The organism is Actinomyces sp. 594, assembly GCF_019325145.1.
GTDB lineage: Bacteria > Actinomycetota > Actinomycetes > Actinomycetales > Actinomycetaceae > Actinomyces.
Window position 1 is genome coordinate 1 of the sequence record NZ_PIZC01000042.1, and the last position, 23633, is coordinate 23633.

The 23633-nt window shown below is 68.4% G+C and carries 17 protein-coding genes; 8 read left to right on the forward strand and 9 right to left on the reverse strand.

The genetic code is table 11. From position 1 onward, the window contains the following. Positions 1–659: 659 nt before the first annotated feature. From GZ998_RS06920 to gatC, 4 genes are all read right to left on the reverse strand, one after another. Positions 660–2045, reverse strand: a complete 1386-nt coding sequence (locus GZ998_RS06920; protein ID WP_161923899.1) for an NAD-dependent malic enzyme — start codon at positions 2043–2045, stop codon at positions 660–662. Between the two features lie 201 nt (positions 2046–2246). Then, positions 2247–3743, reverse strand: coding sequence for an Asp-tRNA(Asn)/Glu-tRNA(Gln) amidotransferase subunit GatB (gene gatB, locus GZ998_RS06925; RefSeq protein WP_161923898.1), 1497 nt, complete (start codon positions 3741–3743; stop codon positions 2247–2249). A 1-nt stretch (position 3744) separates the two neighbouring features. Then, positions 3745–5268 carry an Asp-tRNA(Asn)/Glu-tRNA(Gln) amidotransferase subunit GatA gene (gene gatA, locus GZ998_RS06930; protein WP_219109443.1) on the reverse strand — a complete coding sequence of 508 codons (1524 nt, stop codon included), beginning with the start codon at positions 5266–5268 and terminating at the stop codon, positions 3745–3747. A 59-nt stretch (positions 5269–5327) separates the two neighbouring features. Then, positions 5328–5633, reverse strand: coding sequence for an Asp-tRNA(Asn)/Glu-tRNA(Gln) amidotransferase subunit GatC (gatC, locus tag GZ998_RS06935; RefSeq protein WP_161923897.1), 306 nt, complete (start codon positions 5631–5633; stop codon positions 5328–5330). 564 nt (positions 5634–6197) lie between these two features. On the opposite strand from gatC, the gene GZ998_RS06940 reads away from it, so the two are divergent. Next, a complete protein-coding gene (locus GZ998_RS06940; protein ID WP_257505451.1) occupies positions 6198–7793 on the forward strand; it encodes a L,D-transpeptidase in 1596 nt (531 codons plus the stop codon). Between the two features lie 84 nt (positions 7794–7877). On the opposite strand, the gene ligA is transcribed toward GZ998_RS06940, so the two are convergent. Next, positions 7878–10301 (reverse strand): NAD-dependent DNA ligase LigA, encoded by a 2424-nt coding sequence (gene ligA / locus GZ998_RS06945; RefSeq protein WP_219109428.1) that lies wholly within the window; start codon positions 10299–10301, stop codon positions 7878–7880. Between the two features lie 167 nt (positions 10302–10468). On the opposite strand from ligA, the gene GZ998_RS06950 reads away from it, so the two are divergent. Together GZ998_RS06950 and GZ998_RS06955 are read left to right on the forward strand one after the other, a co-directional pair. Further along, positions 10469–13780, forward strand: coding sequence for an FHA domain-containing protein (locus GZ998_RS06950; RefSeq protein ID WP_219109429.1), 3312 nt, complete (start codon positions 10469–10471; stop codon positions 13778–13780). A 279-nt stretch (positions 13781–14059) separates the two neighbouring features. Further along, positions 14060–14308, forward strand: a complete 249-nt coding sequence (locus GZ998_RS06955; protein WP_008729815.1) for a WhiB family transcriptional regulator — start codon at positions 14060–14062, stop codon at positions 14306–14308. Positions 14309–14534: 226 nt separating this feature from the next. Here GZ998_RS06955 and GZ998_RS06960 read toward each other — a convergent pair whose 3' ends face one another. After that, positions 14535–15992: a sensor histidine kinase gene (locus GZ998_RS06960; RefSeq protein WP_219109430.1), complete on the reverse strand. Its 1458-nt coding sequence runs from the start codon at positions 15990–15992 to the stop codon at positions 14535–14537. A gap of 195 nt (positions 15993–16187) precedes the next feature. Here GZ998_RS06960 and GZ998_RS06965 point away from each other — a divergent pair, with 195 nt between their 5' ends. The 4 genes from GZ998_RS06965 (at position 16188) to GZ998_RS06980 (ending at position 18929) form a co-directional block, all read left to right on the forward strand. Next, positions 16188–16688 carry a DUF2505 domain-containing protein gene (locus GZ998_RS06965; RefSeq protein ID WP_161923893.1) on the forward strand — a complete coding sequence of 167 codons (501 nt, stop codon included), beginning with the start codon at positions 16188–16190 and terminating at the stop codon, positions 16686–16688. 145 nt (positions 16689–16833) lie between these two features. Continuing rightward, positions 16834–17283, forward strand: a complete 450-nt coding sequence (locus tag GZ998_RS06970; RefSeq protein ID WP_161923892.1) for an OsmC family protein — start codon at positions 16834–16836, stop codon at positions 17281–17283. Between the two features lie 129 nt (positions 17284–17412). Next, positions 17413–18288 carry a thymidylate synthase gene (locus GZ998_RS06975; RefSeq protein WP_306823044.1) on the forward strand — a complete coding sequence of 292 codons (876 nt, stop codon included), beginning with the start codon at positions 17413–17415 and terminating at the stop codon, positions 18286–18288. Next, complete coding sequence (locus tag GZ998_RS06980) at positions 18285–18929, forward strand: dihydrofolate reductase (RefSeq protein WP_219109431.1); 645 nt, start codon at positions 18285–18287, stop codon at positions 18927–18929. Before GZ998_RS06975 ends, GZ998_RS06980 begins: the two co-directional genes overlap by 4 nt. A 91-nt stretch (positions 18930–19020) precedes the next feature. Here the strand turns inward: GZ998_RS06980 and GZ998_RS06985 are convergent, their stop codons facing one another. Genes GZ998_RS06985 through GZ998_RS06995 form a run of 3 tightly spaced genes read right to left on the reverse strand, consistent with a single transcriptional unit; the run spans position 19021 to position 22276 of the window. Beyond that, complete coding sequence (locus GZ998_RS06985; RefSeq protein ID WP_219109432.1) at positions 19021–20424, reverse strand: sugar porter family MFS transporter; 1404 nt, start codon at positions 20422–20424, stop codon at positions 19021–19023. Next, positions 20424–21248: a TIM barrel protein gene (locus GZ998_RS06990; protein WP_219109433.1), complete on the reverse strand. Its 825-nt coding sequence runs from the start codon at positions 21246–21248 to the stop codon at positions 20424–20426. Before GZ998_RS06990 ends, GZ998_RS06985 begins: the two co-directional genes overlap by 1 nt. Next, positions 21245–22276, reverse strand: coding sequence for a Gfo/Idh/MocA family oxidoreductase (locus GZ998_RS06995; RefSeq protein WP_219109434.1), 1032 nt, complete (start codon positions 22274–22276; stop codon positions 21245–21247). The genes GZ998_RS06990 and GZ998_RS06995 overlap by 4 nt, the downstream gene beginning before the upstream one ends. A 287-nt stretch (positions 22277–22563) precedes the next feature. On the opposite strand from GZ998_RS06995, the gene GZ998_RS07000 reads away from it, so the two are divergent. Then, positions 22564–23580 carry a LacI family DNA-binding transcriptional regulator gene (locus tag GZ998_RS07000; RefSeq protein ID WP_219109435.1) on the forward strand — a complete coding sequence of 339 codons (1017 nt, stop codon included), beginning with the start codon at positions 22564–22566 and terminating at the stop codon, positions 23578–23580. Positions 23581–23633: the final 53 nt, after the last annotated feature.

Sequence of the window (23633 nt, forward strand, 5' to 3'; positions counted from 1 at the left end):
CAAAACAAAAACCAAACAAAGAAACCAACAAAAAACACCAACCAAACAAACAAACACGACACACTATCGAGATCCCAAACAACACACCCATTCGGCGCTCGAGAGGTCCTTAGGACACCCTCCGCTCCGACGAGCAGCATCCGCTATCTTATGAGGTTCACATTCGACTGTCAAGTTCGGGGATCATGTCCCCGATCACAGCCGATCCCTCGCGATCACGGAGCCGCGCGGTCCGTGCTTATTCGAGCGCTAGCCCGACGCGGCGAGCTGTACTTTAGCGCCTTCATGCCGGTACCAGTCAAACTGGACGCCTATGAATCAGGCCACTAAGCACGTTGCTGCAAGAAGACTCCTGCAGCATCCACGCCTCTGTCACCGCATCCCGGCCGCGGACAGAGGCAGGGCACGGGTATCGATTCCGTGGACCTCCTGTGCCCGGCTGTGTCTCCGCTACGTGCAGCGCGCCAACACGTGCAGGCAGCGGTGCTAGCGGGCGGTAAATGCGGTAGGAGGCTGTTGGCGCCACCCCTGCGGGCGCTGCCAACAGCCTCCTCGACGGCCCTGTGCGGGCCTGTATTGCTGATGCTCCGCTTACCGGCAAGCCGGACTCGTCCTCGCCGCAGTCCGCTTGTTCACCTCATAGGGGCGAAGCGCGGTGCCTACACGGCTGCGAACTTGCGCACGGCCTTCGCAACCGCGGCGGCGACCCGCTTGTCGAACGCACCCGGGATGACATAGACGGGGCTCAACTCCTCGTCTGCAATCACATCGGCGATCCCGGTAGCCGCAGCGCGCAGCAGCTCCACGGAGATTTCGGTGATTCCGGTGTCCAGCAGCCCGCGGAACAGGCCCGGGAACGCCAGCACGTTGTTGATCTGGTTCGGGAAGTCACTGCGTCCGGTCGCGACCACCGCCGCGTAGTCGGCTGCTCCCACGGGATCCACTTCTGGCGTCGGATTCGCCATCGCGAAGACGATCGCGCCCTCATTCATCGCTGCGAGGTCCTTCGGCTCAAGCAGGTTCCCGCTAGAGACGCCGATGAACACGTCGGCACCCTTGAGTCCCTCCTTGAGGGGGCCGGAGACGTGGCGCGGGTTGGTGTTCTCCGCCAGCCACTTGCGGTGCTCGTTCATACCCTCGGTGTGCTCGCTGTTGAGCGCGCCCGAGCGGCCATAGCCGACGATGTCGGTGGCGCCGTGAGCCATGAGCAGCTTGGCAATGGCGGAACCGGCCGCGCCCACCCCCGACAGGACAATACGCACGTCCTCAATGTTCTTGCCGACGACCTTGAGCGCGTTGATCAGCGCTGCGAGAGTGACGATGGCGGTACCGTGCTGGTCATCGTGGAAGACCGGGATGTCGAGTTCCTCGCGCAGGCGCGCCTCGATGTCGAAGCACTTGGGTGCGGCGATGTCCTCAAGGTTGATGCCGCCGTAGGCAGGGGCGATCGCCTTGACGATCTTGATGATCTCCTCGGGATCCTTGGTGTCCAGCGCAACCGGCCAGGCATCGACGTCGCCGAACTGCTTGAACAGCACGGCCTTGCCCTCCATAACCGGCATGGCTGCCTCGGGGCCGATGTCCCCCAGGCCGAGCACCGCGGTCCCGTCCGTGACGACCGCAACCGTGTTCTTCTTGATGGTTAGCTGACGCGCACGCTCGGGGTGGTCATGGATTGCCTTGCACACGCGGGCGACCCCGGGGGTGTACACCCGAGCCAGGTCCCGGCGGTTGTGAATGGGAGTACGGGGGGCAACCTCAACCTTTCCGCCCACGTGGGCAAGGAAGGTGGAGTCGCCGACATTGTGGACGATGACGCCGCTGAGTTTCTTAAGCGCGTCAACCAGCTCGGCCCGGTGCTTGGAATCGCGCGTGTCGGCAGTCAGGTCAACGATCAGTGTGTCTCCGTCGGTATCGGCGACGTCCACGCCGTTGACGATGGCCCCGGTCGCAGAGGCAGTGTCAACGAGCGTGGTGACGGCCTTCTGAGAGGCAGGGACCTCGAGGTGGAGAGCGACGGTGTAGCTGGGACTCGGCTGTGCCATGGGGGCGTGTTCCTCCGTTGTGGAAATCTTGGACAGACCAACGACGGTCGCCGGTCTTCAAAGCTGAATCTGCTGATCCGAGCCTATCCCCTCACGGCGAGCAAGGATCTGGCTGTCTCATGGTTGTGAACCATGAGACAGCCAGATCCCGTCATGCACCAGCGCGACCGCGAGTGCTGCGCCGCCCTCCGCGAGCAGCGTTCACGCGCCCACGCGCTCCATAACCAGCTCGCGCACTCGGCGCGCGTCAGCCTGGCCCTTAGTGGCCTTCATAACCGCACCGACGATGGCACCCGCCGCCTTGACCTTGCCGCCGCGAATCTTCTCGGCGACATCGGGGTTGGCGGCCAGGGCCTCGTCGACCGCAGCCAGCAGTGCGCCCTCATCGGAGACGACCTCGAGTCCGCGGGCCTCCACCACTGCCTCGGGATCGCCCTCACCCGCCAGCACGCCCTCCAGCACCTGACGCGCGAGCTTGTCCGTCAGCCGACCGGAGTCAACCAGATTCTGCAGCTGGGCCACCTGCGCGGGGGTGATGGGCAGGTCCTCCAGGGCGACCTCCTGCTCCTTGGCAGCTCGGGCCAACTCCCCCATCCACCACTTCCGCGCGGCCTGGCCGGTCGTGCCGGCCAGAGCCGTGGCCTCAATCAGCTCGAGCGCGCCCGCGTTGACGACGTCGCGCATCTCGTCGTCGGCCAGGTTCCACTCAGCCTTCAGACGGCGTCGCTTTGCCGCCGGCATCTCCGGCAGACCCGCCCGGATCTCCTCAACCCACTCACGACTGGGCGCGAGCGGTACCAGGTCGGGTTCGGGGAAATAGCGGTAGTCGTCGGCGTCGGACTTGATACGCCCGGCGCGGGTGGTGCCGTCGGCCTGCCCGTGCCGGGTCTCCTGCTGCACCGTACCGCCGGCGGCGAGGATCGCCGCCTGGCGGCTGATCTCGTAGCGCACGACGGCGTCAATTCCGCGGAAGGTGTTGACGTTCTTGGTCTCGGTGCGCGTGCCCATAGGCGAGTCAGGACTCTCACGCAAGGAGACGTTGACGTCCGCGCGCACATTGCCCCGCTCCATCCGGGCCTCGGACACGCCCAGCGCCCGGAAGATGTCCCGCAGCGTGCGCACATAGGTCGCGGCGACCTCCGGGGCCCTGGCGCCGGCGCCCTCGATCGGGCGGGTGACGATTTCCACCAGTGGCACCCCGGCACGGTTGTAGTCCACCAAGGAATGGTCGGCACCCTCGATGCGGCCATCAGTACCGCCGATGTGGATGTTCTTGCCGGCGTCCTCCTCCATGTGAGCCCGCTCAATCGGCACCGTGAACACCGTGCCGTCCTCCAGCTCCACCGGGACGGCACCGTCGTAGGCGATCGGTTCGTCCGACTGGGAGGTCTGGAAGTCCTTGCACAGATCCGGGTAGAAGTAATTCTTCCGAGCGAAGCGGCAGGTCTCAGCGATCTCGCACCCCAGGGCCAGGCCGATCCGAATGGCGTACTCCACACCCTTGCCGTTGACCACCGGCAGTGAGCCCGGAAGACCAGCACTCGTCGGAGTCACCATGGTGTTCGGCTGCGCCCCGAAGACGTTGGGCGCGGCGTCGAACATCTTGGTGGCCGTTCCGAGCTCCACGTGCACCTCCAGGCCGATCACCGGGTCGTAGCGGCGCACGGCCTCCTCAAAGTCCATCAGTTCATCACTCACGTCACTTCACCTCCAGCTCGGGGGCCTGGGCAAGCAGGTGACCGCCCCACTTCTTCTCCAACATCTCCTCCAGCACCGCGCCGACTCGGTAGAGACGGTCATCGGCGCGCTGCGGCGCCAGGATCTGGAAACCGACAGGCAGCCCGTCATCGCTCAGCCCCGAGGGCAGGCTCATGGCCGGCACGCCGGCAAGATTGGCTGGAATGGTGGTCACGTCCAACTTGTACATGGCCAGTGGGTCGTCCTTCTCACCGAAGCGGTAGGCCGTGACCGGCGCCGTCGGGGACACGAGCACGTCCGCCTGCTGCCAGGCCGCGGTGAAGTCACGCTGCACCAGGGTACGAACCTTCTGGGCGGAGCCGTAGTACGCGTCGTAATAGCCGGCGGACAGCACGTGCGTGCCCAGGATTATGCGCCGCTTGACCTCATCGCCAAACCCGGCGCCGCGCGTGGCGGACATGACGGTCTCGGCAGTTACCGGGCCCTTGGTGGGCTCTACGCGCAGGCCGTAGCGCATGCCGTCATAACGGGCGAGGTTGGAGGACGCCTCCGCCGGCATGATCAGGTAGTAGGCGTCCAGTGCGTACTCCAGGTGGGGCAGGGAGACGGTCTCAACCACGGCGCCCGCCTCCTCCAGCAAAGCCAGGGCCTGGTGGAAAGAGTCGACTACGCCGGCGTGGTAGCCCTCACCGCCGTCGAGCTCGGCGACGACGCCAACGCGTAGCCCGCTCAAATCAGCCCCTTCCCGGGCAGCGCGCACCACGTCTGCCATGCCGCGCGGAGCGTCCGGCAGCGACGTGGAATCGAGCGGGTCGTACGAGGCAATGACGTCGTGCAGGAGCGCAGCGTCGAGCACGGTGCGCGCCATGGGACCGGGCGTGTCCAGGGAGGAGGCCATGGCGATCACGCCGAAGCGCGAGACCGTGCCGTAGGTCGGCTTGACGCCTACGGTGCCGGTAACGGCGGCCGGCTGCCGGATGGAGCCACCCGTGTCGGTGCCGACGGCGACTGGAGCCTCGAAGGCGCCGACGGCGGCCGCAGAACCACCCGAGGAGCCGCCCGGGATGCGGCCCAGGTCCCAGGGATTGGCGGTACGGCCGAAGGCCGAGTGCTCGGTGGAGCCACCCATGGCGAACTCGTCCAGGTTGGTCTTGCCCAGAATCGGGAGATGGGCCGCCCGCAGGTTCTTCACCAGGGTCGCGTCATAGGGCGGGACCCAGCCCTCCAGGATCTTAGAGGCGGCTGTGGTGACCTGGCCGCGGGTGACGATCAGGTCCTTTACGGCCACCGGCACACCGGTCAGCTCCGGCACGGTGCCGTCGGCCGCGGCGGCCTCCCGACGGGCGGCGTCGGCTGCGTCTGCAGCAGCCAGCGCCTTGTCCGCATCAACGTCGAGGAAGGCTCCCACGGCACCGTCGACGGCGGCGATGCGATCAAGGTGCGCCTGAGTGAGCTCGCGGGAGGAGACCGCGCCTGCGGCCAGGGCGGCCGCCTGCTGCGCGGCCGTCTGCGTAATGGCATCCATCCGGTCGGCTGCGGTTTTGCTGCCCGTCGACGTCTGGGCGCTCGGGCGGGTTTCGTTGTTCACGAGGCGGAGTCCTCTCCGAGAATGCGGGGCACGAGGAAGGCTGAGTCCTCGGCGGCGGGTGCGCCGGCGAGGAGCTCACCGACGTCGAGCGTCGGGCCGGGAACGTCTTCCCGCATCACGTTGGTTAGCGGAACTGGATGCGAGGTGGCCGGCAGATCGGGTGTGACCACGCTCGTAACCCGGGCGAACGAGGAGGCAACTGCGTCCAGCTCGCCGGCCAGCCGCGTGACCTCCTCATCACTCAGGGCCACGCGCGCGAGCGCCGCGACGCGGATCACCTCATCCTTGGAAATGGCAGACATGCGCCCGAGTCTATCCACTCACCGTCCCACTGCCGAGCCGACACCGCGCCGCGCGCGCCCACCGTGGGACGCAGTCCCCGACGCCACGCCTCGAGCGCCAGCAGCCGTCGGGCTCGCATGTGGGAAGTCACAGGCACGCGGAGTCGGACAACATTGACATTCCCAGCGCAGGCCGGTGTCATTGACGCTGAAGGTTCCGCGGCTGGAGCGGATACCCAGAACAGGGCGGTCCGTCACTGCGGCAGGCTGCCGGCGAATAAGGATCCTATGCAAAGCGACAAGCTCCCCACCGGGCCGTTCCCGGAGGAGACGGACGAGTCCTCGGCACCGGCCGACGGACCCGTCGCCGATGGCGCTGCCTCCAACACGGTCCTGAAAAGCCCGTACGGCGAGACTCCTGCCACCGCACGAACCTCAAAAATGGCGGCCAACGGATCCGGACCGACAGCGGGCACACCCGCCGCCGCGCCCGCGGAGCCGCTCTCCCCACCCGTATCGGCGTCGGATACCGACACCGCGAATAGCGCCACGGCACAGTCTGCCGTTGCGCCGCCACCGGCCTCCATGCCGCCTTCAATCTCACCCAGTGCGGACACGCCCCAAGCCGCGACGCCGGCGGAGCCGGACACAGCGTTTACGACCGCCTCGCCCGCTTCGGCTCAGAGCGCCGCGACGACTCACCCCTCCCCCGCATCCGCCGCCAGCGCAGAAGCGGCGGACACCACCCCCGCCAAACGCCTGTCCCGGCGCCGTCGGCGGGCACTGGCTGCCGTGGCCACGGCAGCCATACTGATGGGTGTGGGCGGGTACGCCTACGCCGAGCACTACGCGGACGTCGCGGTCCCGGGCACCACGGTGGCGGGCATCGATGTGGCCGGGATGAGCCGGCAGGAGATTGCCGACGTGGTCAGCACTAAGGCGGACGCCGCCACGGTTACTATCACCGGCGACGCCGAGGCCACCGCCACGCTCGCCGAGCTGGGAACCACGGTGGACGCTGATGCCACCGCGGATGCAGCCATGCAGCATGGAGCCGGCATCATCGACCGCTTCAGGGCCTTGCTGAACCACGCCGATATCGGTGTGGTCACCTCCAGCGACGACGCCGTGCTCGAGGACTACGCCGGCGGTCTTGTTCCCGACGACCACTCAAAGGCCAAGAACGCCTCTATCAAGCTGGACTCTGACTCGACCGCCTTCGAGGTCACCGCCGCAAGTGCAGGCCTGAGTGTTGATACAGGCACCCTGGCTGACGCCGCCGCCGCGGCCGCGGCCTCACTCAGCTCCAGCTCGGTGGACGTCACTTACGAGAACACCCAGCCGGCGGTCTCGGACGAGGACGCACAGGCGGTGGCGGATACCGCGAACGAGTGGATTTCCCAGGACGTCACCGTGGCCACCGCCTCCGGGGACACCTCCTACACCGCAGACGCCGCGACCAAGGCGTCCTGGATCTCGGTGACGGAGAGCCTTGATGCTGCTCCCACGCTGTCGATCGACAGCGGCAAGGTTGCGCAGTGGGTCGACGCCCAGGCGACCGAGGCGAACGTGACACCGGTGGTGGGACAACGGAACGTCAACTCCGCCGGCGAGGTCGTTGCCACCAGCGTTGAGGCGGTCGCCGGGCAGACGGTCAACAACGCGGAAGCCGTTGCCAAGGCGATCTCAAAGTCGCTGTCCAACGGCGAGGCCTACAGCGGCAGCTTCGAGATGACCACGAGCGACGAGCAGTGGGAGGAGCGGGCGATCGCCGACGGCGCCGAGAACCTGGTCTACCAGGCGGCCGACGGTGAGAAGTGGGTGGATATCAACCTGTCTGACAAGACAGTGACCGCCTACGAGGGTGCGACGGTTATGCGCGGGCCTGTCTCCGTGGTCGACGGCGCCGCCGCCACCCCGACCGTAACCGGCACCTACCACGTCTATCTGAAGTACGAGACGCAGACCATGCGCGGTCAGAACGCCGACGGGACGAACTACGAGACCGAGAATGTTCCCTGGATCGCCTACTTCTACCAGGGCTACGCCCTGCACGGCGCCCCCTGGCGCTCCAGTTGGGGATTCTCCGGCTCGCACGGCTGCCTCAACATGCCGGTTTCGGAGGCTAAGTGGTTCTATGACTGGTCCGAGATCGGAACCACCGTGGTAAGCCACTACTGAGTCTAGCGACGCTGGGCGGCCCGGCGGACCGCCCAGGCACTCGGCCCACCCGGAGGGTGAAGACCCCGGGTGGGCCGATGCACGTCAGGAATCGGCTGCGAGCGCCTCGGGGCCACCAGCCAGCAGGGTCTCAAAGCCGGCCTCGTCCAACAGCGGCAGGCCCAGTTCGCGTGCCTTGGCCTCCTTAGAACCTGCGTTCTCGCCGACGACGACGTAACTCGTCCGCTTTGAGACGCTACCGGACGCCTTGCCACCGCGGGAGACAATGGCCTCCTTGGCACCATCCCGGGTAAAGCCCTGCAGCGTGCCAGTTACCACAATGGTCAGGCCGCCCAGCGTCTGGGGCACGGCCTCCCCCGGCGCGGTCTCATCAGCCATGCGCACCCCGGCGGCCACCCAGCGGGACAGGATCTGCTGGTGCCAGTCAACCTCAAGCCAGTCCTTCCAAGCGGCGGCAATCGTTGGGCCAACCCCCTCCACCTGCGCCAGCTCCTCCACGCCGGCGGCCTGGAGCTGTTCCATGGAGCCGAAGCGGGCAGCCAGCGCACGGGCCGCCGTCGGGCCCACGTGTCGCACGGACAGGGCCACGAGGACTCGCCACAGGGGCTGACGCTTGGCCGCATCGAGCTGGGCAAGCATGGCCGTGGCGTGCTTCCCCGGCCGGGTCGGCTTCTTGACCTCGCCTTCCTTGGTGTAGGTCTGCTTGGACCAGAAGAAACGCAGTAGCCGCCAGTCGCCGGTAGGCAGCCCGCCACGGGTGACGGGCCGGTAGACAAACACCTCACGCAGATCGGCCGCCGTCAGCTCGAACAGCCCGGCCTCACCCGTGAGCGCCGGCTGCTGCTCGGACGCGCCAGCGGCGGACAGCAGTGCCTCGGCCGCCCCGACTCGCTCGGAGGGGTGGAGGGCCCCCAGCTCGGACGCCGACAAGTGCAGGCGGCCACGCTCGGTCTCGAGCAGGTGACCCGCCGCGAGCGCGGCCAGGACCTCTGCGCGTCCGGCGTCGGGCTGGGTCAGTGCCAGGGCGGCCTCGTCTCCCAGGCCCTCGATATCCAGGGCGCCGCGCGAGCCGATGTGGGCAATCCGTTCGGTCAGCTGCGCCGGGCAGGAGCGGGTATTGGGGCAGCGCAGGTCGATATCGCCCTCCTTGGCCGGGGCCAGTTCCGTTCCGCAGGAGGGGCAGTTGCGCGGCATGGTGAACTCCCGCTCGGAGCCGTCGCGCCGTTCAAGGACCGGTCCCACGATCTCCGGGATGACGTCTCCGGCTTTCCGTAGAACCACCATGTCACCGATCTTGACCGCCTTGCGGGCTACCTCGGTGGCGTTATGGAGGGTGGCCCGGGACACGCGAGAACCGGCCACCAGCACCGGCTCCATGATCCCGAAGGGGGTGACGCGGCCGGTACGGCCGACCTGGACGTCGATGTCCAGTAGGCGGGTGTGAACCTCCTCGGGCGGGTACTTATAGGCGGTGGCCCAGCGGGGGACACGGGATGTGTAGCCCAGCTCGTCCTGCAGCGGCTGGGAATCCAGCTTGAACACGATGCCGTCAATCTCATGCAGTAGGTCATGGCGGTGGTCGGCATAGCGCGCAATGTATGCCTCGCGCTCAGCTCGTCCGCGTACCACCTCGTTGTAGGGGGAGACCGGAAGCCCCCAGGATTCCAGCAGCTCATACCAGGCGTGCTGGGTAGTGGGCAGTTGCTGGCCGGGAGCCGGCGTTATGGCGCCAATCCCGTGGGCGATCATGGCCAGCGGCCGGGCGGCTGTGACGGCGGGGTTCTTCTGCCGCAGCGAGCCGGCAGCGGCGTTGCGCGGGTTGGCGAATACCTGCAGGCGGGGGCGGCCCTGTGCCTCCCGCTGGAGGTTCTCGGTACGACGGCGCTCATTGAACTCGTGGAAGGCGTCCACCGGGAAGTAAACCTCGCCGCGTACCTCCACCCGGGCCGGATGCGAGTCACCTGCCAGCACCAGTGGCACGGAGGCGATGGTACGCACGTTCCCAGTGACATCCTCCCCGACTACGCCGTCGCCCCGCGTGGCGGCGCGAGTCAGTACGCCGTGCTCATAGGTCAGGGCGACCGCCAGGCCGTCGATCTTCACCTCCGCGGTCATCGCCAGTTCGGCGTCGGGCACTCCGGTCTCCGCCGCCATGCGCTGCGCCCACTGCTCCACCTCTTCCAGGTCGAACACGTCCTGCAGGGAGTACATGCGCGCATAATGCGGCGCCGCTGCGAAGTCCGTGGTCGGCCGCCCGCCCACGGACTGGGTGGGCGAGCCCGACAGCTGAAGCGCTGGATAAGCCTTCTCCAGTGACTCCAGCTCGCGATACAGGGCATCGTACTCGGCATCGGACCAGGGACTCTGGGAGTCCACGGCGGCGTAGTAGGCATCGCGGGCGCGCTCGATGACCCTGACCAGTTCAGTCCAGCGGGCACGCACGGCGGCGGGCACCTTAACCAGATCGGCGGCCAGGGCGGCTGAAGTTGCGGGGCGGGCTTCGCTCATGGGCTCATCCTCCCCCACGTCCCTGACTGTTTCAGAACCGCCCGGCATCGCCTTACCGACCAAGGCTGATACGCGCCGCTATCCACAGGCGTCGTTGGCAGCAGCGCGGGCGCGGCCCATCCCCAGGCCCGCCCCGCAGTACCGGCCGCCTGGAGCAGGCTCAGCCCATGCACACCGATTCGCTCCTACCGCCCGCGCCACCGCTGGCCGGGACCGGTGCGTCCGCGCCCGGCCCAACGATGACCGACCCCGCCGCACCGGCCGCTTCCGCCGCCCGCGAGGCGCTGGCATCTGCCTGGCATCTGGCGGTGCTCGACGGTTGCGATGAGGGCCTCGTAGTCCCGTTGCCCGAGCGGGGCACCATCGGCCGTGACGGGGTGCTCACGGATCGGGCCATCTCCCGATCGCACCTACGAGTACGGCAAACCCACCGCGGTGTGCTGCTGTCGGATGCGGGTTCCGCTAACGGTGTGCGCGTGCGCAGGCGCTGGTGCTGGCGCAAGTTGGGATCACGGCCCCGGAAATGCCGCGCGGGAGCTCGGCTGCGCCTAGGTGAGACGCTGGTGGAGCTGCGTCCTCGTCCCGCGGACCTGCACCCGCCGCAGCCGCCCACACCGGCGCAAAGCCGGTGGATGCTCCTCGGTTCGGGGCTGGCCGCCGGGCTGCTGGTGACGCTAGTAGTTGTCACTATTCGCACCGGGAACCGCGGAGCGCTGGGAGCGCTGGCCATGGCGCCCATGGGGGTGATGCTGCTACTTCGGTTCGTGCCGATGCTTGGGAATCGGCGGGGCCGGACGGTATCCGGCACCGCGGGATGGCGCGGACGGCGCGCGCGCACTCCCGACCCCGCGGGCATGCTTCTGGCCGTTGCTGTGCGGCACGCCGGGGAGCGCGGGCCCCACCGGGCGCAGTCCTCCTCCAGGGAAGCGGATGAGGTCCGTGCCTGGACCGGCCGCCGACGGCGTCGGACGGTGTTACGGGTGGCCGCCGGCGACTCCGTCGCCCTGACCGGGCCGATGGCGGTAGCAGCCGTGCGTTGGTGGGGCGCGCAGGTGCTGGCGCGCGGAGTCGGGCAGGTGCAGGCGGACGCTACCGCTGTGCATGTCTCCTGGGGACCCGAGGGCAGGCGGTCGGAAGTCAGCGTGAGCGCCGCGGACGCGGGGATGCTGACGGGGGCGGCCGTAGCTGTCAGCGTGCTGCCGGTGCGCGGGCGGACCGTGGATCCCGGTGAGCGCTGGTGGTCGGTCCTCCTGGCTGCTGCGGGGATCCCGCTGCTCGGCACCGACGAGGCCGCCGGGCGGACCGCCGAGCTACCGGGAAGCGTGCGGATAGAGGAGGTGTGCACCGACCTGGATCGAGCGCTTCTGCGACGTCGCTGGCAGGCGGTGTCTGCAGGCCTGCCGGCCGTCCTGGGCGTGGGTTCCCGCGGGCCGGTATCCGTCGACTTGGTCCGGGATGGTCCCCACGCGCTGCTCGCGGGCACAACCGGTTCGGGCAAGTCGGAGCTGCTCATCTCCTGGCTGCTGCAGCTGGCGGCCTCCCGGCCACCGACGGCACTGACGCTGGTCCTGGTCGATTACAAGGGCGGGGCCGCCTTCGGCCCGCTGGCCCAGCTGCCGCACACAGCCGGGGTCCTGACCGACCTGGATCCGGCGGGCACCCGCCGCGCCCTGGAGTCACTCGAGGCCGAAGTGCGCCGCCGCGAGCGCCTGCTCGCCGACCACCGCGCCAAGGACATCTCCTACCTGGCTGCGGGAATCGCGCCCGCCAGGCTAGTGCTGGTGGTTGACGAGTTCGCCACCCTGGCAGCGGAGCACCCGGAGGTGCTCGACTCGCTGGTCAGGGTGGCCGCGCAGGGCCGCAGCCTCGGTATCCACCTGATTCTGTCAACGCAGCGTCCGGGCGGCGCCGTGTCCCCCACGATCCGCGCGAACACGAATCTGCGCGTGTGCCTGCGCGTGCTGGATCCGGCGGACTCCCGCGACGTACTGGGTCATGACGGCGCCGCGCACCTGCCCGCGCACCCGGGCCGAGTGCTTACGTCCACCGGGACGCAGGCGCAGGCGGGCGAGGTGCTGCAGGCGCCCTGGTGCGGCACAGAGCGCCATCTGGCGGCCCTGATCGAGGAGGTCGCCGCCGCGGCCGGCACGATCACCCCGTGGCGCCCCTGGGCACCACCACTGCCTGCGCGGGTGCGCCGTCGGCAGGCGCGCGCCCTCGCCGCCGCCCGCGAGGCGCCCGCGCCCGCCCCGGGGACGCTGCCGGAGCAGGCGCAGGGCACTGCTGGCTCCGCGGACTGCATCCTGCTACTGACGGACCTGCCCGAGCAGCAGCGCCTGGGCACGTGGGTATGGTCTCCGGCAGAGCCGCTGCTGGTGCTGGGAGCAGCGGGATGCGGGCGCTCGACGGCCGTGTACTCGGCCGCGGTGGGGGCGCTCGCCCGCGGCGTGAATGTGCACGTGTGCGCACAGCCGCACTCCGCTCCGGCCGAGCTGGCGGGACGGGCCGGGGTGGGTACCGTCGTGGGAGGGGACGATCCCCGGCGCCTGGCACGTCTTTGGTCGTTGGCGGCCGCGGGATCGTTGCGCGGGGACCTGCTGGCCATTGACGACGTCGACGTCATGCTGGCGTCTGTGGACGAGGCACTCGGACCGGGTGAAGGACTGGCGCTGCTCGAGTCAGTGGTGCGCGCGGCCGCCTCGACCGGGACCGGGGTGCTGGTGGCTGCGCCGCTGACGGTAGCCAATGCGCGTTGGACCGTACCGCTACGGCGGCGGCTGGTGCTCGGGGCCGTGCAGCCGACTCAGGCCTCCCTGGCGGGGTTGCCGCGTGGCGTCGTCACGGGTCGGGGGCCGGGGCGCGGCGTACTGCTCGACGGCGGCGAATCCACCGCATGTCAGGTGGTTCTGCCCGAGCCGGACGAGCACCGCGGCCCCGGCCCCGGTTTGCGCCGGCTGGAGGAAATCCCCATAACAGTGCCGTCCGCTCCGGGCGTTTGGGCGGTGGGCGGTGACAGCGCCGCCCCGGTGCCGCTGCCCGGTGGGTGTGTGCTCGTGGTTGGGCCTCCCGGATCCGGACGCAGTACCGCGGTTGCGGCCCTGGCCCGCTGTGCTCACACCGCCGTCGGCGCGGATGCCTCCGCCCCGCTCGTCGCCGATGACCTGGACCTGAGTGACCCCGGGGTGCAGGCGCGCGTGGAGGCGGCGGTGAGCCAGGGGCGCTGTGTGATCGCCTCCGCGACCACGGAGCGCGCGGCCGGCACTTATCGGGGTCCGCTTGCCCTGCTGCGGGAACGAGGGGCCGTGCTGGTGCTGTGGCCGGGCCTGGGACCGGCCGCGCAGGCCGCGGGCAGGCAGCTGCGCGGCAGTATTGACCCGCGCGGCGCCACCGTGCCGGGACGCGGCGTGCTGGTGTGGCGCGGCGGCCTGACCCCGCTGCAGGTCGTGCGTGAGCCGGCCGCCCGAGTGGATGAGCAGTGAGCGCCCCATGCGCGCGCATTGGCACCGGGCTCCGCCAGCTGTTGGCCTGCCTGGCGCCAGGCCGAGGTTTCACCCCTGTAACCGTTGCAGTAACACCGCAGTTGACTGTGACCATCACGACAGGCCGTCGGCACAGCTCTCACCTACGGGGTCTTGCCCCGGCCCGGTGAGCGTGTGAAAGTTGGGGCAGGACGCGGTGGTCCAACGCCCGCCTCGGCGATTTCGGGACGGCACGTAACGCGCACCGCAGCAGCACTCATGTCCCCGAAGGGAGCCTCTATGGATTGGCGGAGCCAGGCAGCTTGTCTCACGGTCGACCCGGAACTGTTCTTCCCCGTCGGCAACACCGGCCCCGCGATCGCGCAGATCGCTGAGGCCAAGGAGGTGTGCGCCCGCTGCGAGGTCGTGGACACCTGCCTGAAGTGGGCTCTGGAGAACGGCCAGGACGCCGGAGTGTGGGGCGGTATGAGCGAGGATGAGCGCCGCTCGCTGAAGCGCCGCGCCGCTCGCGCCCGCAGGTCCTCCTGAGCGCCTTCGAGCGCCGCCCCTGGGCTGGATGCCCTGCGCTGCCCGATCTCCGCTCCGGGAAGCGAACTGAACAGGACTGACTAATTCGCACCGCCGCGCGCGTGACACCGCCTGATAGCAGCGGGTTCTCAGGCAGGTGCTCCACGGCCTGGGTGCGCGCCAGGTCCGGGGAGTGCCCGGGGCGGCACATGCGCACGAGCACAGACCAGGCGCACTGATCGCCCCGCTAGTCACTCAGCTGGGCATGCACTACTACGTCTGTGCCGCGCCCGCTGGGTGCGGGCCGCCAGTCAATCGAGCCGCACAGCTCGCCGCGCACGAGTGTGCTCACAATCCGCGTGCCCAGGCCGGTCATCTCCGTGCCGGGCACCAGGCCCACTCCGTCGTCTATCACGTGGACGGTCAGTTGGCCGCCCTCGCGCTGTGCCCGAACTGTCACGGTGCCGTCGCGGTCCTCCAGGCCGTGCTCAACCGCGTTGGTCACCAGCTCCGCCAGTACGGTGGCGAGCGCCTGCGCGGAGTCGGCGTCGACAATGCCGAACTCCCCCTCCAACCGGGTGGACACGTGTCCGGTGGGGGTGGCGACGGCGGCAGCCGAGCGGAGCACTGAGGAGAAGACCTCGTCAAAGTCGACCTTCTCATCCACGTTCTGGCTGAGCGCCGCGTGCACGGTGGCGATCGTGCCCACCCGGCGCTCCGCCTCGGTCAGCGCGATGCGCGTCTCCTCATTGGTGGCACGGCGAGCCTGCATGCGCAGCAGGGCAGACACTGTCTGCAGGTTGTTCTTGACGCGGTGATGGATCTCGCGGATCGTCGCGTCCTTATTCATCAGCACCTGCTCCCGGCGACGGATCTCCGAGACGTCGCGCACCAGCAGCAGCGCTCCGGCTCTGGCCCCGTCCCGGCGCAGCGGGATGGAGCGCAGTGAGAGGAACACGCCCCCGACCTCCACCTCGGTCAGCCAGGCCTGCCGTCCCATCAGCACCACCGCCATGGTCTCATCCACGGGCGTGCGCTCGGGGATGATGCTGGTGACGGCCTCGGCGAGCTGGCATCCCTCGATGTCGCCCGCGACGCCGAGCCGGTGGAAGCAGGACTGCGCATTCGGTGAGGCGTAGGTGACCACCCCGTCGTCGTCGAGGCTGACCACGCCGTCACCCACCCGCGGTGTGCCATGGCGCATGCCGGTAGCGGCACCGTTGATGGGGAAAGCGCCCTGGGCGATCATCAGGCACAGGGCATCCGCCAGTACCTCGAGGGGCTTGTCCACGATGCGTCCGCCTCGTAGTACGCCGACGGCGGTCTCCCGGGTCATGACGGCGATGGCCCGGCCACTGTGCATAACCGGCACGTACTCCTCACGCACCGCCGATGAGCCGGTCCACTCGGGCGCCGCAGCCACCACGATCTGCCCGCTCGTCAACGCCTCGAGGGCCAGGACCTCGCGGGCGGCGGGCATGCGGCGCCCAATGACGTCCTCCAAGTGGACCGTGGCACCGGTGGCCGGACGTGAGTGTGCGGCGGCCACGAAGCGACCGGAATCGGTGTACACCCACAGCACCAGGTCTGACACGGACAAGTCGGCAACCACCTGCCAGTCCGCCATGAGCTGGTGCAACCAGTCCAGGTCTGTGGGAGGCAGACTGACGATGCCGCGGACCGAGGAGGGCAGAAGACTCGACACGCCCCGATGCTACCGGGATGCACGGCCGAATCGGCCACACGTCGTCCTTGCACCGGCTGCGCGGCGAACCCGCGTCCACGGCCTGGCCCCGGCCAGCCGTCCGCCCGGGGGCTCCTACCTGCCAGAACGTGGGCGTAGGCACAACGCGTAGTAGATGCACGCTAATCGTCAGCGATACATGGCAGGATCGTAGGCATGAAGAAGCGCGTCACCATCACCTACCCCGCCGATCCGGCACGCGTCGCCGCCATGCTGGCCGATCCCGCGTATCAGCGAGCTCGTTTCGAGCGCTTGCAGCTCAATGACATGAGCGTCGACGTCGCCGCCCGCGGGCGCGGATTCGTCGCCACCACCTCCGGCTCGGTGCCGCCCTCCCGCCTGCCTTCCGCAGCAGCGCGCTTCGTCCGCTCCGCCGTCTCCTTCGGACTGACCGAGTCCTGGACGGAACCCGCGGCAGACGGGTCTCGTACCGGCAGCCTGGAGGCCACCGTCAAGGGCGCCCCGGTAAAAGTCGGCGCAGCCATGTCCATGGGTTCGGGCGCGGACGGCGAGTCCACCAGTGTCGTGGTCGACCTGGACCTGTCCGTCTCGGTGCCCCTGGTCGGGCGCAGCGTAGAGGAGAAGGCGCTTGCCAGAGTCGGCAGAGTTGTGGCCGACGAGCAGCGGCGCGGCGCAGCCTGGCTCGCCAACGCGTGAACCTGCCGGGTGGTCCAGCCCGGCCCGCCGCTCACCTCGCCGCGGGCAGCCCACGGATATTCCACGAGCACGCCCGCGGATATTCCCGTTCCGCCAAACGCGCATGTCCTGGTCTTCCCGGTGAACCGCATGGCACCATCCAGCCATGAACAATCTCGATGACATCATCACCCCCACGCAGAGCAACTCGGTTTGGGCCGAGCGCACCGGCACCCGGCAGTACCTGGGCCACAATTCCCGCGGGGCCGAGGTCCGCGTGGGCATGGGCGAGGGCGAGTTCTCCCCCGGGGAGCTGATCAAAATCGCCCTGGGCGCCTGCAACACCCTGTCTGCGGATCACCGGCTCGCCAAGGCTCTCGGCGAGGACTTCGACGCCAACTTCATCGTGTCCACGCTGAAGAACGAGGAGGAGGAGCGCTACAGCGACTTTGATGTGCAGATCATCGCCGACTTCGCCTCGCTCAGCCCCGAGCAGCGGCAGACGCTGAATGAGCGAGTCGAGCGGGCCATCGAGCGCGGCTGCACGGTCGGTCACACGATCGAGCACGGGGCCGGCATTCGCCTGCACCTGCTTGACGACCCCGACGCGGCGTGAGCCGCGGCGGGGGCTTCCCGGCTTGATCGATCCCCCTTGCGTGGCGGGAGTACCCGCAATCCGCTCAAGTACCGATAGTGTGGGCGCGGCACGCCCAGCAGATGCACTGGATGAGACGGAGACGCATTCATGAGCGACAACGCCAACAGCAGTAGCGAGTACCCACACCTTTCGCGGATGGGACTGACGCCACCGGACGGTGTTGATACCGCCTACGAGGAGCTGCTGGCGGAAGTCCTGCTCGATGGGGCCCGCAAGGGGGACCGTACCGGCACCGGAACCCGCTCGCTGTTCGGCAGGCAGCTGCGCTACGACCTGACCAAGGGCTTTCCCCGCATCACCACGAAGTTCGTGGCCATGAAGGCCGTGAAGGGCGAGTTGCTGTGGTTCCTGCGCGGCGACATGAACGCCCGCTGGCTACAGGAGCGCGGCATCACCATCTGGGATGAGTGGGCCGGCGCCGACGGCGAGCTTGGCCCGATCTACGGCGCCCAGTGGCGCAGCTGGCCGGCGCGGGATGGCGGGGTTATCGACCAGATCGCCGGGGTGATCGACACCCTGCGCCGCGACCCCGATTCCCGGCGCATGCTCGTATCCGCCTGGAACGTGGGTGAGCTGGACCGCATGGCCCTGGCGCCCTGCCATGCCTTCTTCCAGTGCTACGTGGCCGACGGGCGCCTGTCTCTGCAGGTCTACCAGCGCTCGGCGGACCTGTTTCTGGGGGTGCCCTTCAACATCGCCTCCTACGCGCTGCTGACCCACATGCTGGCCCAGCAGGCGGAGCTGGAGGTAGGTGAACTGGTGTGGACCGGCGGGGACTGCCACATCTACAGCAATCACGTGACCCAGGTTCACGAGCAGCTCTCCCGGGTGCCACTCGCCTACCCCTTCCCCCGGCTGCGGTTGGAGCGGGCGGATTCGATTGATGCGTACGCTATGGATGACATTGACGCCTCCGTCGGCTACCAGCACCATCCGACCATCAAGGCTCCGGTGGCGGTGTGAATAACCCAGTTAGTCACACCGGTCCGGCGTCTGGGGAGCCGGGTCGGCAACAGCCAGTAGGCGCGATCTGGGCGCAGGACCGCAGCGGCGTCATCGGCGCCGATGACGAGATGCTCTGGCGGGTACCGGCGGACTTCCGCCATTTCCGCGCGGCTACCCGGGGAGGCGCCGTCGTCATGGGCCGCACCACCTGGGACTCGCTCGGAGGCGCGCTGGACGGGCGCGCCAACGTAGTCCTGACGCGAAGGAGCCACTGGACCGCGCCGGGAGCACTCGTGGCAGGCGATCTGCGCGAAGCGCTGGCGGCGGCCCACGATGCCGTCGGGAGCCTCGGTCCGGACCCACGCGAGGACGGTTACCGCAGCCTGCCACGAGTATGGGTAATAGGCGGCGGCACCGTTTACAAACAGGCGCTTGAGTCCGACCTGGTGGACGAGTTGCTCATAACACTTGTTGACCTCGACGCCGGAGCGCAGGCAGCCGCGGCGGGTATAGCCCCGCAGCGGCTGGTGCATGCCCCGGCGCTCGCTCCGTCCCGCTGGATCCCCGGCGGCCCCCGCTCGGATCCGCGCGGGCAGTGGCGCCCCGTATCGGGGGACGCGTCCTGGCGGGTGGATCACTGGCGGCGCACCAGGAGCTAGAGACCACCGTGGGGCGCACACCGGTAGACGGTGCGCGCCCCACGGATCAAAACGCCGACGTGCTTTCTGCCGTGCGCTCGCTAGGGCTCCCTCAGGAGTAGCGCTCCTGGAAGATCCGCTCCAGCGCCTCCAGGGAGTGTCCCTTGGTCTCCGGCAGGAACTTGGCGTAGAAGGCCAGGCTGCCCAGGTTCACCAGGGCGAACACGAAGAACACATTGCCCTGGATGGCCTCAATGAGGTTGGGGAAGGCGAAGGCGACAATCACGTTGCCCATCCAGTTGCAGAACACCGCCACGCCGTTGGCCAGGCCGCGCACCCGCATCGGGAAGATCTCCGAGAGCATCAGCCAGAAGGTCACCCCGATGAAGCACTGCATGAAGAACAGGAAGGACAGCATGAACAGCAGCACCAGGTAGCTGCGGGCGGTCGACTCTGGCAGCAGGAACACCAGGCCCAGAGCGATCAAGGAGGCCACGCACCCGGACTGACCGGTCAGGATCATCCGGCGGCGCGGTAGCCGCTTGAGGAAGAAGGCGATGCCGATGTACACAGAGATCACCGACACCACGCCGTTGGCGATGGTCGCCACGATCGATGCCTGCGCCCCCAGACCGGTGGAGATCAGGATAGTGGGGGCGTAGTACATGATGCCGTTGACGCCGGTGAGCTGTGACAGGAATGCCAGGCCGATACCGATCAGGGTGATCTTGCGAATCCAGGGAGTGCGCAGATCCGCCCAGGAGCCCTTGCCCATACGGGCCTCCTCCTCCACGCGGCGCACGATGTCCTCGCCCTCGCCCTGAACCTGGTCGGCCATCCGGACTTGGTTGAGCACGTCCCACATCTCGGCGACACGTCCTTTACGGGCCAGCCAGCGCGGCGATTCGGGCAGCAGGTGGATACCGATCCATAGCCCGATCGCAGGCAGTGAGGCGAGCACGAGCATCCACCGCCAGGCGTGAGCCCCGGGCCAGGCCGTGGCGATGATCGCGTTGAAGGTGTACGCCAGCAGCTGTCCGGTGACGATCATCAACTCGTTGCGAGAGACCATCGTGCCGCGGATCTCGACGGGTGAGATCTCGGACAGGTAGACGGGGACGGTGGCGGAGGCGCCGCCAACGGCCAGGCCCAGGATGAACCGGAATGCCACGAGGGCGGGATAAGACGGCGCCAGCGCGCAGCCGACAGCACCGACCAGGAAGATGACGGCCACCGTCATGATGTTGCGCTTGCGCCCGTAGCGGTCGGACAGGCGTCCGCCGATTAGCGCCCCGAATGCCGCTCCCACGGTCAGCGAGCTGGTGACGATCGACTCGTTGAAGGCGGTCAGTGACATCCCGCCCTCGGCGGGGGACAGCTTCAGGAACGGCAGCGCGCCGGAGATCACGCCCGTGTCGTAGCCGAAGAGGAGCCCGCCGAGCGTGGCGATCGAGCGGATGGTGAACAACCGCCGGTCGATGTTGCGCTTTTCAGCGGAGACGCTGGCGGTGGTCATCAGCGAGTCTCCTCGACTGTGAAGGTGCGGATGAAGTCATCCAGCGCGTCGTCACTGGCGCCGGAGGCGAATGCCTCCATCGCCACCGTGCCGCGGTATCCCATGTCCGCCAGGGCCAGGGCGACAGCACGGTAGTTGATCTCACCGGTGCCGGGCTGGGCGCGCCCGGGCACATCCGCCACCTGGATCTCGCCGATCCAGGGCTGGGATTCCCGGCATAGCTCGATCAGATTCCCCTCGCCGATCTGCGCGTGATAGAGGTCGAGGTTCATCCGCAGGTGCGGGGAGTCGACAGCCGCCACCAGCGCGCGCGTGTCCTTGGCCAGGGCGAAGGGGCAACCGGGGTGATCCACTGGAAGGTTCAGGTTCTCCAGGGTGAAGATCCTTCCCTCCCGCTCCCCCAGCGCGGCCAGACGGCGCAGGGTGTCGGCCGCGCGCAGCCAGTCGCCGGGAGTGGGGCGCTCGTTGGCGACCACTGGGATGCCGCCCTCCCCCAGGCCCGTACCGTGCACGTTCAGCCGGGGGCAGTCGATCTTCTCGGCGGCGGCGAGGGACCGCTCAGCAGTGGTGAGCAGCCGGGAAATGCCGTCGTCCGTGGTCAGGTCGCCCTCTACGTATCCGGTCATGGAGACGATCTCGACGCCGTCGGCCCGCCGTGCCGCCAGCGCGTCAAGATCCTTGTTGGTCCAGTCCCACATCTCCACCTTCAGGCCCCGGGCGGCGATCGCGTCGACCCGCTCGAGGAAGGGCCGGTCGGTGAAGATCATCTCCGCGCAGGCCGCGAGGGTGAAGGCATTGTCATTGGCTACGTTCACGGGGCTCATCGGGTTACCTCCTCAAGGCGAACGGTGCGGGACTGCTGCACGGAAAGGATGGCCGCGCGGGCGATCTCCAGGGCCTTGACGCCGTCCTCACCGGTGGGAATGTCGGGGCTGCCGCCGCGGATCGCCTCCACGAAGGCCGCGAACTCCCCCACATAGGCCGAGTGCAGCAGGTCGGTGTCCGCGCGGGAGGTGTCGTAGGAGACTCCGGCGGGACCGTAGAACTCCATGTCGGTGGTGCGCCCGCTGCCGGCCGTGGCCATGCCGCCGTCGCCGAACACCTCGCCGCGCACGTCATAGCCGTAGCTGGCGGAGAAGCTGGCCTCGGCGGTTGCGAAGGCACCGTTGTCAAAGTGCAGGTTGACCACGGAGGTGTCCAGGAAGCCGTTGCTGCGCGCGTCCGGCCGGATGAGCGCATCCGCGTGCGCGGTCACCTGGTCTACCTCGGCGCCGGGGTTGAGCCAGCGCAGCGTGTCGAAGTCATGAATGAGCGTCTCCAGGAAGATCGTCCACAGGGGCGTGCGAGCGGGATCGCCCCCGTATGGGCCGGGGTCGCGGGTGAGCGAGCGCAGTAGCTGCGGGGTACCGACGCGGCCGTCATCCACGGCGCGACGCGCCGCAATGAATCCGGGTGCGAAGCGGCGGTTGAATCCCACCTGGAGCACCACACCAGCACGTTTGGCCGCTTCAACGCACTCGGCGGCCTCATCCAGCTCGGTGGTGATGGGCTTCTCGGTGAACACGTGCTTGCCGGCCCCGGCGGCCTCGACGATCAGGTCGTGGTGCAGGGCGGCGGGCGTGGTGACAACCACGGCGTCGATATCAGGGTCGGCCAGCACTACGGTGGCCTCGGCCTCGGCGCGGGCTCCCAGCGGCTCGGCCAGGTTGCGAGCGGCCTCGACCCGGGGATCCACAACGGCCACCAGCTCCGCGGTGTGCAGGTCGTGGGCGATTGCGGTGGCGTGGTGCGTTCCAATCCGGCCGGCACCGATGAGGGCGATGCGAACCGGAGGGGTAGGACTGTTGGTCATGGGTGGACTCCTTCGTCGTGTGCCGCAAGCGCTCCGGGCTGCGCGGCATTGCTTCACAAGGACCACGACTCTGCGGTCTTTGTGATGACAAATACGCTAGCACGTTCTAGTGACGAGCCACCAGGCAGGCGCCGCAGCCTGTAACACCACACCCGACAATCACTGATATTTCAACGAATCCAAACCGTAAGGTCTCGAGTCCGGCCGCTATAATTATAGAAATTACAGTTGTTGTCACGTATGCTTCGGCGTAGGCTTGATACGGACAATCACGGGGGTGAGCCACCATGGCGCAGCGGTCGCGCAAGCAGGTAACACTCGCTGACGTGGCGCGCGAGGCCAACTGCTCGGTGTCACTGGTGTCCATCGTGATGCGCGATGCAGCCGGAGCCTCGCAGGAGACGCGGCGCCGGGTCAAGGCGGTCGCCTCACGGCTCGGATACCGGCCTGACAGGCGCGCAAGCTCCCTGAGGTCGGGCCGCTCGAGTCAAATCGGCGTGACCTTCGACGTCCACCAGCCCTTCCACGCCGAGATCATTGACGGGCTGTACGCAGCGGCCGAGGCAGGCCGGTACGAGCTCGTGCTCTCCGCCGTAGTGGGGTCCGTGAACGACCGCCGGGCAGCCGAGACGCTGCTGCGGGACCGCTGCGAGGCGCTGGTCATGGTCGGCCCGTCACTGGGTGCTGCGCAGTTGCGCATGCTTGCTGCGGAGGTGCCCGTCGTCGCGGTTGCCCGCCCGATTGCGTGCCCAGGTGTGGACGTGGTCAGGGTTGATGACCGGGGTGGGGTTGCCGCGGCCGTCGATCACCTAGTGCAGCTCGGGCACCGCCGCATTGTGCATGTTGACGGCGCAAGCGCTCCGTCGAGCCCGGAGCGCCGTGCCGGATACCTCGCGGCGATGGCTGCCCATGGGCTTTCCGCCGAGGCGGAGATCATCGCTGGCGGGCTGGAGCAGGAGCACGGCATACGCGCAGCCGCGCAAATGCTCGCCTCCAGTGATCCGCCTACAGCGGTGTCAGCCTTCAATGATCGGGTGGCCTCCGGGGTCATCCAGGGGCTGCTCTCCGCGGGGGTGGGAGTCCCGGACCGGGTCAGTGTGATCGGCTTCGACAATGCCAGGCGCTTCGACTCCGGCCTGGTGCCGCTGACCACCATAGACCAGAATCCCGCGCTCATGTCACAACTGGCCCTGGACCGGGCGGCCGGGAGGGCCGCAGAGCGCTACCTGCCCACCGAGCAGGTGTTGATCCCCCGGCTGATCGAGCGCGCTTCCACCGGGCCCGTCAACAGGAGCGCTAAGTGACCAACTCGGCTCGTTACCGTACGGGCCTGGTGGCTCAAGCCAATTTCGCGGCG